Annotated in this window: 4 protein-coding genes; all 4 read left to right on the forward strand. The window is 40.9% G+C overall.

Annotated elements, in window-relative coordinates:
- The first annotated feature begins 322 nt into the window (after positions 1–322).
- On the forward strand, positions 323–4,630 hold the full coding sequence (locus WN948_RS12415; protein WP_342304511.1) for a cobaltochelatase subunit CobN: 4,308 nt from the start codon (positions 323–325) through the stop codon (positions 4,628–4,630).
- A 431-nt stretch (positions 4,631–5,061) separates the two neighbouring features.
- The gene (locus WN948_RS12420) at positions 5,062–9,339 is read left to right on the forward strand and encodes a cobaltochelatase subunit CobN (protein WP_342304512.1); all 4,278 of its coding nucleotides are present in this window, start codon (positions 5,062–5,064) and stop codon (positions 9,337–9,339) included.
- 205 nt (positions 9,340–9,544) lie between these two features.
- Positions 9,545–15,355, forward strand: a complete 5,811-nt coding sequence (locus tag WN948_RS12425; protein WP_342304514.1) for a putative Ig domain-containing protein — start codon at positions 9,545–9,547, stop codon at positions 15,353–15,355.
- 131 nt (positions 15,356–15,486) lie between these two features.
- Entirely contained in the window at positions 15,487–19,806 is a 4,320-nt protein-coding gene (locus WN948_RS12430) for a PGF-pre-PGF domain-containing protein (protein ID WP_342304515.1), read from the forward strand.
- The last annotated feature ends 29 nt before the right edge of the window (positions 19,807–19,835 follow it).

Here is a 19,835-nt window from a genome sequence, read left to right on the forward strand (position 1 = left end):
TTTCTTTTTTTATCGCGAAAAAAGCGAAACTTTTATATATACAACAATTATTAGTTTTAACGATTACAAACCTAAGCTAACATATAGTTAATGTTGCTTATAGTGATGTAATTATAACCAATAGTGTAAATGGTGGTTTGTTGAAAAAATTATATATATATTCATTTAAACACACGTAGTGCTATGCAGGAAGAAACGAAGTTTTGGAAAAGCATAGCCTATTTTATGCTTTTGTTGAGCTAGAATTATAACTATTATATAGCACTCCATTAAGCCGCCAAGCAAAAAATGGAGTGCTTGAAACACGTTATCGGGGGATAACATGCAATTAAGAATAAAATCGATATTAGTATTAAGTATATTGTTGTTGGTATCACTAACAACTGTTGTATCGGCAGAAGAAAACCATGTAAATATTACATTGATTACTTATGATGATGCAGAAGTGATTGATTTTGCTAACCGTTCAAATCCTTATAATGAAAGCATAAATGTTCAATATTTTACAACAAAGAATAACCTCTCAGACATTGATCTGAGTAATCAGGATGTCATATTTACCTACATGCTATGGGGTTCTAAATATGAAGAGTTCTCCAATGAAATGGAGAAAGCAAAAGGTAATGGAACCACCCTTGTGAACATTGCGAGTTACATTGACACCTCAATATACGATTATGACTTCGATGGTGGTGAACCCTACGAAAGTGACGATGAGAATTACTTCTTCAATATGGGAATGAAGGAAGAGTTTCTGAAAGCTAATGCTGAAAATTTCATTATATACCTTGCAAAGACCTATGGCAACAAATCAGCACTCACTGATAGCTGGGAATGTCAGCCTCCTGTACTACTCCCACAGGGTCTTTATCATCCGGATGATGATGTTTACTGGTTTGACACCACAGAAGAATATCTGGAATGGTACCAGAATGAATCTGATGGTGAACATCACATATATGATCCTACCAAGCCTACGATTGGCATATGGTTCCATAAATCAGATTACAAGGATGGTAACACAGAGGTTGTCGACGCTCTTATATATGATCTTGAAAGCAAGGGCTGTAATGTTATAGCCGGCTTTGATACATTCCTTGATATCAGCGGATACTATTGTGATGAAAGTGGAACCCCACTGGTTCAGTGTATGATATCCCTCAAAAGCTTTGGACTGGACGTGAGCATGTATGATGGATATGGCCTAACCGAGCTTACAAATCTTGATGTTCCCGTACTGAAAGGTATGGTTGCTGATCCTGATTCAGGTGATCCGGCAGATGCTAACAGAGGTATCTCTAACGAAGAAGCCGTCAGAAAGACAGTAAGTCCAAACATCGACGGTATCTTCGAATATATTGTACTAGGACAGAGTAAGCAGATAAAATATGGTGTCTACGAGTACGAACCTAATGATGCACAGATAAACTGGATGACTAACCGCTCTATCAAATGGGCAGAACTAAAGCGATTGGATAACGCGGAGAAAAAAGTTGGTGTTATTTATTACAACTATCCATCAGGTAAGGACAATATAGGAGCCAGTTACCTGGATACAATGTCAAGCATGATGAACCTGCTCACCAAAATGAATGAAAGTGACTATAGTCTTGATAATGTTCCAGAGAACAAAACACTTCTTCAGGAAATGATTATGGAACAGGGGATAAATGCAGGTTCCTGGGCACCTGGTGTTCTTGAAGAAATGGTGAACAACCGAACTGAATGGGGACTGCAACTTATCCCAATGGATGAATATCAGGAATGGTTTGAGAATGAGTTACCTCAAAACCTTAAAGACGATGTAATAAATGAGTGGGGAGTACCTTGGGCAGATGATTTCCCCGAAGACAAAAAACTCATGATGTGGGAAAATGAAACTGGAAAATATATTGTAATTCCAACAATCCAATGCGGCAACGTATGGCTCATGCCACAACCTGCCCGTGGTTCCCTTCAGAATGATAACGTGCTGTACCACAGCTCCGTTGTTCCTCCTACACACCAGTACATTGCCTTCTACCTCTGGCTTAACAAAGACTGGGATCCTGATGCCATTATCCATCTTGGTACTCACGGTACACATGAATGGCTTCCAGGACTTGCATACGGTATGAACAGGACAGCCGACTGGGCACCACTTCTTCTGCAGGATTTACCTAACATATACCCATACATCGTGGCCAACATAGGAGAAGGACTGACAGCAGAATACCGTGGAAATGCTTTGATCATAGACCACCTCACGCCAACCCTTGAACGCGGAGGTCTGCATGGCGAGATGGCTGATATTGCAGCAAATATCCAGGTGTACTATGACCCTGCAATTACAGATGAAGTTAGGAACGGTTACAGAGAAACAATAATTGACCAGATGGTAGAACTCAATCTCCATAAGGATCTTGATGTGAATGAGACTATGATAGAAACCTACAGGGCAGACGATTCACAGTTCCAGGTCTTTGTAAAGAATGTGCTCCATGAATATCTGGAGGAGATTTCCGAGGAGAACATACCATATGGTTTCCATATACTCGGAGAAGTTCCACCTATGAACGAAAGTGGACCAGTGGATGACCAGATATCTGTAATGGTAAGGTCAATGCTTGGAAGCAGTTTTGAAACTCTGATATCCAGCACTTTCTATTCAGATACAACTGAGTACCCACTTGGAATACCCTACAACGATACAAAAATTGACTGGCTTGTATGGGAAGTTGTTACTAACAACACTGACTCTGCACAGGCACAGGATATGGTATATGGATATAATGATTCATCAGTTACTGCTTTACTTGAAAGTGGAATAATACACAGAGATAACCTTATTGCATCAGCTACTGAGATTGATCGGGTTATAAATGCCCTGAATGCAGGCTTCGTACCACCAGGACCAGGAAGAGACCCCATCCAGAATACGGATTCTGTACCCACAGGCCGTAATTTCTATGGAGTTGATTCGAGACTATATCCATCCCCAACCACATGGGATCTTGGTTCCAGGCTTGCACAGGATCTGCTGGTGGATTACTATGACAAATATGGAGAATATCCACAGAAAGTATCATTCTCAAGATTCGGTGTGGAATTCATAAGGGACCACGGTACACTTGAAGCTGAGATGCTATACATGCTTGGAGTAAAACCAAAATGGGATGATACTTCCAAACAGGTAATTGGTCTTAAATTGATGAACGAGTCCGAACTTATGCCAAGCTATGGCGAATACCCCGGCAGACCTCGTATTGATGTTGTCTATGCAACCGCAGGAATGAGGGATGCATTCCCCGACAAGCTCAAGATGATAGATGAGGCGGTAAGACTTGCAAACACTGCCCCATCTGGCAACCATACCAACTATGTGAATGAGAGTACAATCTCAATAAAACAGGCATTGCTAGAGGCTGGCTACGATAATGAGACTGCGGATCAGATTTCCACAATGCGTTGTTTCGCTGTAAGAGACGGTACTTATGAGATTGGTATTTCCAATGCCATAGAAGCAAGTGGCACATGGGATGATGAAGCCCAGATAGGAGAACTTTACCTGAGTAAAATGGGATATGCCTACGGTACGGAACTCTGGGGTCAGCAATGTTCAGACCTACTCAAACAGAACCTTATGAATGTTGACGCTTCGGTACATTCAGATTCATCCAACCTCTATGATACACTGGACAATGATGACTTCTTCCAGTATTTTGGAGGTCTCAACCTTGCAACCAGATATGTGTCCGGCAAAACGCCAGAGATGTATGTTTCAGACACAAGGGATTCTGAAAATAGCGGAATGGTCACCATGCAGAAATATCTGAACACGAATCTGCGTTCCAGATACCTCAACGACAAGTGGATAGAAGGTATGATGAAGTATGATTATGCCGGTGCACGAATGATGTCTGAATTCGTGGACAATCTTTGGGGATGGGAAGTATCCAATCCAGAGCTTGTTGATGATAGTATGTGGGAGACCGTATATAACACATACATAAACGACGAAATGAGGGAGTTTTTCAATGCAAACAACCCTGGTGCCTATCAGTCCATGACCGGCAGGATGCTGGAAGGTGTACGTAAAGGGTATATCGATCTACCGGATGATATTGTCAATAACCTTGTGAATGAGTATATGGAGTCAGTTGCAGAGTATGGAGCAACATGCTGTCACCACACCTGTGGAAATCCATCGCTTGATGGATTTGTTCAGGGTAATATACCAGCTGACCTTAGCCAGCAAGTGATAGATGACTACAATAAGCAGATGTTCGATGCAACACAGAGAGATGAATTCCAGGTACAGAAACAGACAGAAACTGATTTACAAAAGGTTAAGGATGATTCACTCAACTCTGTCCAAAGAACAATGGCATCAGGATCAGGGTCATCTAACCAGACCATGATGGCAAATTCCGGAGGAGCTGGTCTGGATTCTGACGCGCCTGTGCAGGATTCACCGAAATCAACCCCCGATAACTACGTTGAAGGCTACGAAATGACAAAGCAAAGTATCACGAACAATGATAATGCAAATAGTCCATCAGTATCCAGTTCTGATATAGTAGCTTCGGTATTTGTTCTTGGTGCATTAGGAGCTATGTATGTAGGATTCTGGAGAAGAAGGAAAGTCTAAAGTGTTTTTGGCGCTTTTCAAAGAAAGCGTCTTTTCTTTTTTATTTTTTCAAAGTTAATGAATTGTTTTATAAGCACGAACATGTATATTTGTTTTAGCTAATACATGTTTGCACAATCATAATATATGTAGCATTTTTGAATATTTGTATAATTGAAAGAAATTCTATGTGAAACGAGGATGATGATCAAGAAGTTATGAATTAATAAAACAATGGTCGTGAACACTCCTGTTCAGCCGCCAAGCAATTGCAGGAGTGTCCTACACATTGTCGGGGGACAATATGCAGTGTAAATATATAATATTTATAATATTAAGTTTTTCCCTATTTTTTTCAATAACGAATGTCTCATCAGCTGATTATCATAGTATAGATCAAATAAACTTGATTTAAATCAACTTACATAACTAACTTGGTGGTGAGGTACGATATGGTACTTAAAAACATTAAAAAATACAGGAATATCTTTGCAGCAGCTCTTATAATAGTATTCTTAGCAACAGCATTTGCTGCTGCAGAGAGTGCTGGTAACGATACAATAAATACAACTGACAATGCAGTAGATTCAGCCTTATCGGAAAACGATACAATAGCTGTAAATACTTCTATTATAGTGAAAATACCGGACATGGATATAAGGCCAAAAATAAGCTATGTGCTATCCCGTCCTTATGCGGTCACACTTATGCAGAACGTAGCTGCCGACCCGCAGATAAGTTCACAGATGGATATCAGTATCTATCTTGGCACATCATATGCAGACCTAGGTTTTGATCTGAGCGATCAGGACATGATTGTTCTTAGGAACCTTGATGCCTATGTTGTGGACAGCATTGCACCAACAGTAAATGAAGCGAAAACAAACGGTGCACATGTCGTCTCAATAGGAGAGACCTTGGAAGCTTACGGACTTCATAACGTAAATACATCAGATCCGCAGTACTCTGACATAAATCTTTATCAGGAGTACGCATCCCAGGAGAACTTCAACGGACTCACTACTTTCCTTGGGGTGAAGTTCTTCGGTTTGAACTACTCCATCACAGCACCTGTGGAAAGACCTGTCTACGGTATCTATCATCCACTTGCACCTCAGATATATGATAATCTCAATGATTACCTTGACTGGTACAGTTCAACAGGAACATATGATACAGACAGTCCTACCATTGCAATAATAACCACCAGTTACAAAAGAGTGGAAAGGGACATGCCTCTGCTTGACCCGCTTGTTGAGGATATAGAAGGAAAAGGATACAATACGATTGTAACTACTTATGCTTACAAGGATGAAAAATCCCTTAGCTACCTTATGAAGGATAATATGTCCATTGCAGACGCTGCTATTATGATATCACGTGGGTCACGTCTGCATTATTCAGACAATGAGCATGGAATTTCTGACCTTCAGACACTGAACATAACTGTCCTGAACGGTGCCCGCTTGTTTTCAGGAGTAAATGTGGAAGAATGGGAGAACAGTGTGCATGGTGTGCCGCCTGCTCAACAGTATCAGGTAGCTTATGCAGAACTTGATGGAATCATCGAGCCAATAGTCATCAGCGGAAAAGCCATAGATGAGGCAACAGGAATCGAATATAACCAGCCAATTTATTATCAGATAGATTGGCTTGTCGACAGGACAATAGCCTGGACTGAACTGCACCAAAAATCGAATTCAGAGAAGAAAGTGGTTATACCATATTACAATCCTGAAGGCGGTAAAGCAGATATGGGCGCAGACATTGATTATTATCTTGATGCACAGGCAAGTCTGGCAAACCTTCTTGAAGCTATGCAAGAGAGAGGTTATGATGTTGGCAGTGAGCCACTTCCAAATTCCAGTGAACTTGCAGATATGATGATGGAAAGCGGACACAATATTGGTAGCTGGGCTCCCGGAGAACTTACCAAATGTGTTGAGAATGGAAGCACAATACTCATACCTGAATCCCAGTACAGGGAGTGGTTCGAAGAACTCCCACAGGATAAAATTGATGAAATGACAGCAATGTGGGGTGAAGCTCCTGGAAATATAATGGTCTATGAGAATTCCACAGACAAATATCTGGTCATACCTGTGCTCGAATTCGGAAATGTTCTTCTTGCACCTGACCCACAACACGGATGGTCTTCAAGTGAAAAAGCAATGTATAACAATGCTTCATATCCACCAACACATCAGTGTTTTGCTTTCTACAAATACATGTCAAGGGAATATGAAGCCGACGCATTATTCACTATATTCTCAAGCGTTGAGCTGATGCCCGGTAAAGAATGCGGTCTTTCCGCAAAGGATTGGGGAGCACTCTTACTTGAAGATATGCCACATATCCACGTACTTCCAATGGATGCAGAAGGTGTCTTTGACAGAAGAAGAGCAAATATGCTCATCATTGATTTCATGACACCGACAATAGTGCCGGCAGGTCTTTATGGCGACCTTGCAAACCTCCAGCAGGAGATCACATTATTCAAACAAGCAACAGACAGCGTGGTGAAAGAGAGTTACAGAGAGAGTATCATAAACCAGACAAGAAACCTGAGCCTTGACAATGACCTCAGTGTTGACCTTGACTCAATTTCAGGTGATGCAGACCTTACAGATGCTTTCATTAATGAACTCTCGAATTATCTCTATGAACTGAAGACTGCCTACATGCCATACGGATCTCATATACTTGGTGAGGTTCCTGAAGGCGAGAGTCTCATCATGCTCATAAAAGGCATGCTTGGAGATGAATATGTAGAACATGTGGAAACTCTTGGTGGAAACGAGGAACTTTCAGTATTACTATTGAATGAAACAATACTGAACGGAAGCTTTCCTTACGATGCACAAATAATGCTACTTGGTCAGAACTCCACAGAACTTGGAAGTGACCTGGATCTGGCACTTGAGTATATGGAAAGGATACAGGACTGCGAATGTGAAATAACGAAGATACTCGATGCACTTGACGGTACGTATATCACACCGGGACCATCCGGTGACCCTATCAGGAACCCTGATGCATTGCCAACAGGCAGGAATCTCTACACATTCGATGACCGCCTCATCCCCACAAAAGCGGCATGGGATGTTGGTTCACAACTTGCAGACGATATACTTGCACTGAAACTTGAAGAAGATGGGCAATATCCTGAAAAGATAGCGTTCCTGCTATGGTCTGTGGAAACAACAAGGAACCAGGGAGTTATGGAATCCGAGATATTCAAACTTCTGGGAGTAGAACCCTATTATGACAGCAAGAACAGAGTAAAAGGTTTCACACTAATCGATTCCGAGGAACTTGGCAGATCAAGGATAGATGTTATGGTGGTAACCTCAGGTCTTTACCGTGATGTGTATCCGAGCAAGATTGAGCTCATAGATGAAGCTATCAGGATGGCGGCAGGAGCTGACAATGACACATATCCCAACTATGTGAAAATGCATTCCAGTGAAACATACCATAGCCTCATAGATGAAGGATACAATGAATCGATTGCATACAACCTGTCAGTTTCAAAGATATTCTGTCCCCCACCAGGAGGATATACACCTGGGATACAGGAAGCCATAAGCAGTGATACATGGGAAGATTCAGACGAGATCGCCGACCTCTACATTGACAGGATGGGATATATCTATGGTCAAGAAATATGGGGTGAGCATTACTCAAGTGTACTGGAGAAGAACCTTGCAGACGTTGATACTGCAGTGTTTAGCAGAACATCAAATCTTTACGGTGTGCTTGACCACAATATGGTAGCTGCCTATTTCGGTGGTTTGAGCATGTCAGTTGAAAGAATCAGCGGTTCTGCACCTGACATGTATATCAATGACCTCAGCAGCTCTGCAGACATTGAAACCCTGAGTGAGTTCCTTAACAAGGACTTACGCTCACGTTACCTGAATCCAAACTGGATAGAAGGAATGATGGGTAACGGTTTTGACGGTACAAGATATATGGATTCAGTCTTTGAAGTCCTGCATGTGTTTGATGTAACAGACCCATCTCTTGTTACTGATGATATGTGGAATGAGATGTATGATGTCTACGTCGAGGACAAATATGGCCTTGGTGTAAGCGATTACCTTGAAACTACAAATCCATATGCATCCCAGTCAATGAAAGCTACATTACTGGAATCCGCTCGCACGGATTATTGGAATCCATCTGATGGAGTGACCCACAATCTTGTGAAAGAATATGTTAGATCAGTTGTCGAAAATGATGTTACCTGCTGCCATCATACCTGTGGAAATCCATTGCTTGATAAATTTATACAAGAAAATATGGATCCATCAGGAGTTAGCAAGAAAATGCAGGATGCATATAAGAAAAAAATGTACGATGCAACCCTGAGAGAAGTGGTCCAGACACCACAATCTGAGCAGGAAGAAACGGTTAGTAGCCGAAGTAGCAGTTCAGCCGGAACGGAGCTGAAGATCGTTGAATCCAGCTCTGAATCAGGGTCAACCAACCAGACAACTGCGACTGATTCCGGAGCAGGTATGGATGCTGATACACCTGTACAGGATGTACAACGGTCTACACCGGATGATTACGTAGAAGGTTATGAAATGACAAAGCAAAGTGTCGCAAATACCGAAAGCTCAAGCGGTTTCTCAGTAACCGGTTCTGAGCTGGCAGCTTCTGTGCTGGTACTTGCCGGAGTAGGAGCTATGTATGTAGGATTCTGGAGAAAGAGGAAGTTCTAAAGTATTTTTGACGCTTTTCAGTATAAAAGCGTCTTTTCTTTTTTTTGCTCAACTATTGCATAGTGTCAACCCACATTAATATACACATACAAAAGATACTATTTTTAAGATACTCATTGCGTTTTATATACAAGTTTGCCTGAATATATTTACTACTTAGATATTTCTAATCCTACATATCAGCACAAAAACAGGAACACGGCCCATGAATCGAACAACAACGATATTCATATCCATTATCATTATCCTGCTTTCTGCTCTGGTCGTTTCGGCCAGTGACGAAAATCTAATCTTTTTGAAATCAGGTAATATAGATACAGACCGCCCACCGGAAAAAAATGTATCCGAACAGGATCAGGCCAAAGTATCTTCAACATTTGAATTGGAGGATAGTTCCGAAACATATTATATCGTGCAGTTTGAAGGACCTGTCAGTCAACAATGGAAAGATGAAGTGCAGAATGTCGGAGCCGAATTCTTTGATTATATCCCAAACAACGCTTTTGTGCTCAGGATGAATGGAACAGAGAAGATTCTTGTGGAATCGCTTGATTTTGTGCGTTGGACAGGGGAGTTTCTGCCGGAGTATAAATACACAGATGAAAACCTGATCATTCAGGATACAAATTTGCTTGCAGATGATGTAAATGCTTCTGAGATGATACTATTCATATTTGACCCCATTGAAAGTTATGATATTGAATCAAATGTAGAAACCTTAGGTGGAATAGTTGTTGATGCGTCGGACCGCATATTAAGAATACAAATTCCATCTGACAATCTTGAAGACCTGGCTTCCATTAGTGGAATCTGCTGGATAGATAAATATGAGGAAACATCTGTATCAAACGATGTTGCAGCAAGTATTGTCAAAGTAAATGCAATCCATAATACATTGAAGCTGAACGGAAGCGATCAAATTATTGCGGTCTGCGATACAGGACTTGACACAGGAGTAAATGACAACTCAATGCATGCCGATATAAGAGGCAGGATACTATCTATTACGGACTTTTCCGGAGACGGTGCACAGGATATAACAGGCCATGGAACTCATGTTACTGGCTCCGTCCTTGGTAATGGAGAAATGTCAGATGGTCAGTATGCAGGAATGGCACCCGAAGCATCACTTATATTTCAGGCTGTAGGAACGGACGACTGGGAACTTGGAGGAATACCAACTTCAAACATCAGTATTCTTTTTCAGAATGCATACGATGCAGGCGCAAGGATACACACCAATAGTTGGGGAGCGGATTCCAATGGAGCATATAATTCCTATTCATATTCTGTTGACCAGTTCTCATGGAGTCATCCTGACATGCTGATATTGTTCTCCGCTGGTAATGAAGGGAGTGACTTGGATTATGACAGCGTGGTCGATTCAGATTCACTTAACACACCTGCAACCGCAAAGAACTGTATAGCAGTCGGTGCATCTGAAAATGATAGAGGTGATAATTTTGGAACCGCTTACAAAAAATGGGGAGATATCGATTGGTCAGGTGGGCGATTCTTGATAAACCCCATCAAAGATGATTACACTGCAAACAATCCAGAAGGAATTGCTGCTTTTAGCAGCAGAGGGCCAACTGATGATGGAAGGATTAAACCCGACATTGTTGCCCCAGGTACTTTCATCGCCTCCACAAAATCGAGTCAGGCAAGCTGGTATGATTGGGGTATTGTTACTGAAAATACCAATTATGCATATTTAGGCGGATCAAGCATGTCCACGCCAATTGTTGCCGGTTCCGCAGCGCTTGTCCGGGAATACTACACTGAAATAGAAAATATGGCTAATCCAAGTGCTGCGTTGATGAAAGCAACCCTACTCAATGGTGCATATGATATGGCACCGGGACAGTATGATGACGAGGACACACAGGAGATAGACAGCAGACCTGACTACTCACAAGGATGGGGACGTCTTGATGTCGAGAACTCAATACTTGTGCCATATCCTGAAGTGATAGCATATTTTGATGATATTTCGCTGTCTACTTCGGATTCATGGAGTCATATATATGAATATGTGAAGAGTGGCCAACCAATGAGAGCAACCCTTGCATGGACCGATTATCCGGGAACCATCTTTTCATCAAAAGAACTTGTCAATGATCTTGATATGATAATTTCAGGCCCATCGGGCACATATTATGGTAACAATGGACCAGATCACGTAAACAATGTTGAAGGAATTGAACTCAGTAATACAGCAGAGGGAGATTACACTATCACAGTAGTGGGTTATAGTATCATTCAGCCTTTAGACCTGCCGCAACAGCCCTTTGCACTGGTATTAGCATTTACCTGCGATAATAACAAGTTTCCGGCACAGAACTCCTATACAGAAAATAGCACAACTGTAGTGTCAACAGATGTTGTACATCCGGCAGGAGTAGACCAGAGTTCCATAAATATGTCAATCAACGATATCCCGGTAGTATTCAATTATGGCAGTATACCTGATGGATACAATATCTGGTACAATACACCTGTTCCTTACCAGGAAGGAGAATATAATGTATCTGTTACGGCCATGACAGATAGCGGACAACAATTTTCTTACGGATGGAAATTTAATGTTGAAGCTGCACAAGTTTCTAATCATGCTCCCGTTTTGGAGTACATTGGCGATAAGGTAATCATTGAATCTGAAATTCTTCATATAGATATATCTGCTATTGATGAAGATGATGATAATCTTACCTTTGCTACCAATGCAAGTTTTGGCAGCCTTAATGATAACATATTCACCTGGACTCCAGACTATAATGATTCAGGAGTGTACTATGTAGAATTCAATGTAACCGATGGAATTGAAATTGATAATGAGACAATCACCATAACGGTCGAAAATAAAGACAGAGCACCAGAACTCACCGCAATCGATAACAAGACAGTTGATGAAAATGAGCTGTTAAATTTCACCATCTTGGCAACTGATCCTGATGGTGAAACTGTAGCTTACTTTGCTACTAATTTACCTAATGGAGCGAACCTTGACCCAAGCACAGGAGTCTTTAGCTGGATTCCAGGATATGATCATAAAGGCACTTATAATGTAGAATTCATTGCGACAGCAAACAGTCTTAATGATTCTGAAACTATCGTCATAACAGTGGAAAATGTCGATAGAGCACCAGAGCTTGCTACAATAGGTAACAAGGCCGTTGATGAAAATGAGCTGTTAAGTTTCACAATATCAGCAACTGACCCTGATGATGAAACTGTAACTTACTCTGCTACTAATTTGCCTGATGGAGCTAACCTTGATCCCAGTACAGGAGAATTTAGATGGACACCTGATTATAACGATGAAAATAGTTACGATGTAGAGTTTATTGCAGAATCCAATAGCCTCAGTGACTCTGAAACTATCGTCATAACAGTGGAAAATGTCGATAGAGAACCAGAACTTGCTGCAATCGGTAACAAGGCAGTTAATGAAAACGAATTACTTAGTTTTGCGATATCAGCAACAGATCCTGATGATGAAACTGTAACTTACAATGCTATTAATTTGCCTGATGGAGCTAACCTTAATCCCAGTACAGGAGAATTTAGATGGACACCTGATTATAACGATGAAAATAGTTACGATGTAGAGTTTATTGCAGAATCCAATAGCCTAAGTGACTCTGAAACTATCGTCATAACAGTGGAAAATGTCGATAGAGCACCAGAGCTCGCTACAATAAGTAACAAGGCTGTTGATGAGAATGAGCTGTTAAGTTTCACAATCTCGGCAACTGACCCTGATGATGAAACTATAACTTACTCTGCTACTACTTTACCTGATGGAGCTAACCTTGATCCCAGCACAGGAGAATTTAGATGGATTCCTGATTATAATGATGAAGGTAGTTACTATGTACAGTTTATTGCGGAATCAAATAGCCTCAGTGACTCTGAAACTATCGTCATAACAGTGGAAAATGTCGATAGAGCACCAGAACTTGCTACAATAAGTAACAAGGCTGTTGATGAGAATGAGCTGTTAAGTTTCACAATCTCGGCAACTGACCCTGATGGTGAAACTGTAACTTACTCTACTACTAATTTGCCTGGTGGAGCTAATCTTGATCCCAGTACAGGAGAATTTACCTGGACACCTGCATACGGTGAATCTGGAAACTATGATGTAGAGTTTATTGCTGAAGCTAATGGCCTTGATGATACCGAGACTATAACTATCTCCGTAGGAAATGTCGATAGAGCACCAGAGCTTGCTACAATAGGAAACAAGGCCGTTGATGAAAATGAGCTGTTAAGTTTCACAATATCAGCAACTGACCCTGATGATGAAACTGTAACTTACTCTGCTACTAATTTGCCTGATGGAGCTAACCTTGATCCCAGCACGGGAGAATTTAGATGGACTCCTGGGTACAATGATTCAGGTAGTTATAATGTCAATTTCATTGCAACTGCAAATAGTCTGACTGACTTAGAGACAATAACCATAACAGTAAATAATATTGATAGAGCTCCAAACTTTGAACCAATAGGTAACAGAGTAGTTGATGAAAATGAACTTTTGAGTTTTACCACCTCTGCAATTGATCTCGATGATGACACAATAATCTACTCAACTAATACATTGCCTGCCGGAGCCACCTTCGACTCCATTACGAAAGAGTTTAGATGGACTCCGGGATATGATGATTCAGGTAGTTACGATATCAATTTCATTGCAACTGCAAACAGTCTTACTGACTCAGAGACGATAACCATAACAGTAGATAATATTGATAGAGCTCCCGAACTTGATCCAATAGGTAACAAGGTAACTGATGAGAATGAGCTTCTTATTTTTTCCATTTCAGCTACTGACCCTGATGATGACAAAAGAACTTATTCTGCAGTAGACCTGCCTTCTGAAGCTACTTTTGATTCAAGTACAGGAGAATTTAGATGGACTCCAGGGCACAATGATTCTGGTAGCTACAATATAGAGTTTATTGTAACCGCAAAAAGTCTAAATGACTCAGAAAAAATCACTATAACGGTAGTAAATGTAAATTCTCCACCATCATTTGAATTAGTGTCCTCTAAAACCATAGAAATAAACGAAAACCTTCAGTTCACCATCAATGCAACAGATGCCGATAACGAACATCTTGATTTTTCGAACGTTGGTACTTTACCAGATGGTGCGACATTCAACGACTCGTCTCTCTTGTTCAACTGGACACCAATAGACAATCAAACAGGGACCTACTCTGTGAACTTCACAGTAACAGACGGAATAGACCATGATAACCTTACGGTTCCAATAACAGTAACTGAAGTATCAGTAGCTACAGCCTCAATATCCACAACTAGCGGAGGCGGAGGAGGCGGAGGCGGAGGTGGAACCACAGGAGAGGAATTTGAGAACATTGAACTTAAGGATGTAAGTTCCCTATTTGTTGGAAAAGATAATGTTAAATTCGAATTCCGCAATGAGGACAACGATATCCAGTATATTGGTTACAAATCACTGAAAAATGCAGGAACCATATCTGTGACAGTCGAGATACTCAGAGATAAGTCAACATTTGCTGACTCCCTGCCATCCGGGACGATATACAAAAACATAAACATATGGGTTGGAAAAACAGGATATGCCATCGACAGCAATATCGATGATCCGGTAATAGGATTTAGAGTAGACAGAAAGTGGATAGAGAACTACAATATTGGCCAGGATTCCATTGTGATTAACAGATACAATGGCGTTTGGAGTCGACTTTCAACCACGCAGACAAGTTCAGATGATAACTACCTCTACTTCGAAGCAAGCGTTCCGGGCTTTTCACCGTTTGCAATCACCGGTGAGGCATTGGCCAGTGAGAAAAGCCTGCGTGATGAAACTGATGCACTGTATTCAACAGAAGATAACAGCACATATGACTCCAATGTTTCAAAACCAAATGAAAACCAACCAGAAAACACACTTTATGCTCTTTCCACTTTGGTATCTTGTCTGATAATATCATTTGTCTGTTTTCTTATGAGGAAGCAGTAACCTTTTCTATTATTGGTTCAACGAACCATATCTAAGAACAGCAGCAACATTTCATTTTTTATTAAACAGCACATATAAATATATTTAGGGTAATATATGGGTGCTTTGAATCTAATCTGAGAATGTTGCTCATGCGCACTAAAAACAAGATCCTGATACTATTTACACTCATAATTTTAGCCATTGCCTCAATTACCTCTGTAAGCGCAGGCAATGGAGATGTAGACAATAATAATCTCCTTCTTTTGAAGGCCGGGAATGTAAATACGGACACAATTACCGGACCTGAAAGACAAATTGATGAACCGGAACTTATGAGCTCTTCAGTTCAATCCATAGACAGTATAGAAAATTATTACATTGTGCAATTCACAGGGCCTGTTCAGGAGATATGGAAACAGAACATAAAATCAAGAGGAGCCACCATCCACAATTACATTCCAAACAATGCATTTGTTTTCAGTATGAGTAAAGATGTAAAAGCTCAGGTGTACACACTGGATTTCGTAAAATGGATTGGTGATTACAAACCATCATATAAGTATGAACCTAAATTAACATACACCAGCAGTATTCAGACAGCAAGTACTAAAGTTGATACCGAGAATACATATCATGTACTCCTTTTCTCCACAAAAGATAATGAAAGGATAAAAAGTTCCATCGAATCAATTGGTGGAAAAATCCTTTCATGTTCAGGAACAAAACTAAGGATACAGGTTTCAGCAGACAGGTTGCCAGATATAGCAGCAATCAATGGTGTCAGCTGGATAGTGAAATATGTTCAGCCGAATATATACAATGATGTTGCTGCAGATATTATTAATGTAGATACTGTTCATGAGACCTACGGACTGAACGGTAGTGAACAGATAGTGGCAATTTCAGACACAGGACTTGATACAGGAGTAAATAACAGCTCTATGCATGCAGACCTAAGAGGAAGAATACTGAGTATCATAGATACGTCAAATGATGGAAGTGCCGCCGATCAGGCAGGTCATGGAACTCATGTTGCCGGTTCTGTATTAGGCAATGGTTCACTTTCCGAAGGAAATTACAGTGGGATGGCACCTGAAGCAAAATTAGTATTCCAAGCTATTGGAAATAGTAGTGATTATTTGTTCCCCCCGAATGACCTAAACGATCTATTCCAAGAGGCATACACTCTCGGGGCAAGAATACACACTAATAGTTGGGGCAGTAATGTTAATGGAGAATACACGGATTATTCACAAGATGTAGACCAATTTGTCTGGGATCACCCTGATATGCTGATACTTTTTGCATCTGGCAATTCAGGAGTTGATTCAAATGAAGATGGAGTTATAGACGAAGATTCAATTGGATCACCTGCATCTGCAAAGAACTGTCTTGCAGTTGGTGCATCAGAAAGTGAAAGAGGAAATACTTTCGGAATAGCACCTTACCTGAGTTGGACAGTATGGGATCGTTATCCATTAAACCCTATCAGAGATGATTTCATGGCTACCAATAGTGGAGGTCTGGCTGCATTCAGTAGTCGTGGACCAACTGATGACGGCAGGATCAAACCAGATGTTGTTGCACCGGGAACATTCATTGCTTCCACGAACTCAAGTATGGCAAACACATCAGGATGGGGAATTATTGATGAAAATTATCTATATATGGGTGGTACAAGCATGGCCACTCCTGTTGTTGCAGGATCTGCTGCTATTGTCAGGGAGTACTATACCAGAGTTGAAAATCTAAGCAGCCCAAGCGCTGCATTGCTAAAGGCAACATTGATTAACGGTGCATATAACATGACTCCCGGGCAATATGGAACAGGAGATTATCAGGAGATAGCGGGCAGACCTGATTATTCCCAGGGATGGGGACGTGTTGATATTGAGAATTCAATCTATCCTCAATATCCAAAAACGATTAAATATTTTGATAATCCAACTCCTTTGAACTTCAATGAATCATGGAATGTGAGCTATGATCTTCTCTGTACATCTGAACCTCTCAGAGTTACGCTCGTCTGGACAGATTATCCCGGAGATGCTGCTGTAGTCCCACAACTTGTGAACAACCTTGATCTGGTAGTTGTTGGCCCTGATGGCACATATTATGGAAATGGAGCTCCTGACACAGTGAACAATGTAGAAGATGTTGAATTACTGGAACCAGTTATCGGCACATATACCATCATGATAAATGGTACAAACGTCCCACAAGGGCCACAGAATTTCTCACTTGTGGTTTCTTATGGTCATGATGGCACCGATATGTATCCTGAACATAACTCATACACAACTAACAGCACAACTGCTGTCTATATGAACCTTACACATGCAGATGGAATTAATTCCAGCACTATAAACATGATAATTGACGGTTCGGATGTAATCCACTCCCTTGCTAACATCACTGGTGGATACAAAATAGAGAATCTGACGGTACAGCCATATTCAGAAGGTTATCACAATGTATCTGTCAGTGCATTGACAAATCTAAGTGAAGAAATAAGTTATGGATGGAGATTTTACGCCAGCGTTGAAGATAATGTAATAAATATACAGGGTCTTGAGGAAAACACCGTAATACAGAATGATGAATTTGATATCAATATCACCAACAACAAATTATGTGACTTCTGGTACAATACTGATAATGGAACTAATTCCACAAATGAAACCGGATTCTCATTCAATGCAACCCTGAACCTAAGTGAAAGCAATCATAATCTAACGGTCTTTGCTGAAGATATCACAGGATACACTAATTCGACTACTGTGAATTTTACTGTATTTACAAGCCAGCCGACAATCGATACACCTGTGTCCGGAGCGATATATTATCTCCCGGAGAACAGTTTTACAATGAACGGAACTGGCGGCATAGCAACAAATGTTTCGGTCTACGTGAACGAAGCACTTACAAACTGGTCATATCCGGTTTCAAACGAACTGTTCAATCTAAGTAACATTCCGCTTTCTAACGGAACAAACACCGTCAACATCACTTCCATCTTCAATAATTCAGTGGATGACTACTTTAGTTCCAACAAAACCATATATCTCAGTCTTGGAGAGACATTCAACACAGAAGGTAATGATGAAGCTACACTTGCAGTTCCCGGCATGGGAAGCAATATCAGTCACCCAACAATTAACTTCAATGTTACCGGTACATCTGCCAATCCTGGAAATGTGTCTGCTGCAGTTGTAACGGGAGAAGAACCTGAAAACGGATCGATTCTTACAGGTCCGGCAATTGACATCAGGGTACTGAATGAATCAGATGCAAACTATTCACATCAATTCGGAAGAAACGTTTCCCTTACACTTGGATATAATCAGAGTCTTGTAAATGATACTGATAAACTTGTGGTCGCATGGTATGACAATGAGGGGGAGATTTGGACCCCATTCAGAAGTACGGTAAACACCTCTGCACACACAGTTACCGCAAATATTACTCACCTGAGCATATATACACCAATTGAGGATAATACCGCACCTATCATCAGCAATCTTGCTAGTTCCGATAGCACCACATCCATAACTCTCACATGGGAAGCATCAACTGACACAGACTACATGGAAATATGGAAAGATGAGACTTTCCTTGCAAACCATTCAACTTCACCGATGACGGACACAGGTCTGTCTTCCGGCACAAGCTACAATTATAGTCTTAAACCATTCGACTTTGTAGGTAACTCTGGAAACTGGTCCAATACTACCGTAATAACATCCACACCGGTTACTGCCACATCAGCTTCCTCCAGCGGAGGTGGAGGAGGCGGGGGTGGTGGCTCCACAGGCGAAGATGTTGAGAACATCGTATTCAAAGATGTGCTTTCAGTGTATGCCGGAATGGATGACATCGTAGACTTTGATTTTGATGATGATAAGAACGATATTGACTATATCCGCTATCAATCACTGAAAAATGCTGGAAAAATAAGTACTACCATTGAGATATTGAAGAGCACATCCACATTTGCAGATAAGCCGGTCTCCGGGTTAGTATACAAAAATATGAATATCTGGGTGGGTAAGACGGGTTATGCCACAGAGAACAATATCAACAACCCGGTCATAGGGTTCAGGGTCAGTAAAGAATGGATAGAGAACAATGGCATTGATCCAGCCACCATAGCACTAAACAGATACAATGGAAATGCCTGGGAAATGCTGGATACAAAACAAAATGACCCTGGTGATAACTATCTTTACTTTGAAGCAAGCACTCAGGGATTCTCACCTTTTGCAATTACTGCAGAAGAACCACCGAAAAACAATGCAGAAGAAGCTGCAATCACTGACATATTAACAGAAGAGAGCACAGATACCACCACATCCCCGGCAGAAGAAAATGAAAACGGCAGTAGTAGAGACATACCTGCTATATCAGGTCTTGTAACAATATTGATACTAACAATTGTCTGTGTATTTGTCAGGAAACAGCAAAATTAATATTCAACTGCATACCATTTAGCGCTGGA

Source organism: Methanolobus sp. ZRKC5 (assembly GCF_038446525.1).
Taxonomy (GTDB): domain Archaea; phylum Halobacteriota; class Methanosarcinia; order Methanosarcinales; family Methanosarcinaceae; genus Methanolobus.

Bases quoted from the DNA above. Each gene is read 5' to 3' on its own strand.
- WN948_RS12415 (WP_342304511.1), top strand. From the start codon at position 323: ATGCAATTAAGAATAAAATCGATATTAGTATTAAGTATATTGTTGTTG.
- WN948_RS12425 (WP_342304514.1), top strand. From the start codon at position 9,545: ATGAATCGAACAACAACGATATTCATATCCATTATCATTATCCTGCTT.
- WN948_RS12420 (WP_342304512.1), top strand. From the start codon at position 5,062: ATGGTACTTAAAAACATTAAAAAATACAGGAATATCTTTGCAGCAGCT.
- WN948_RS12430 (WP_342304515.1), top strand. From the start codon at position 15,487: ATGCGCACTAAAAACAAGATCCTGATACTATTTACACTCATAATTTTA.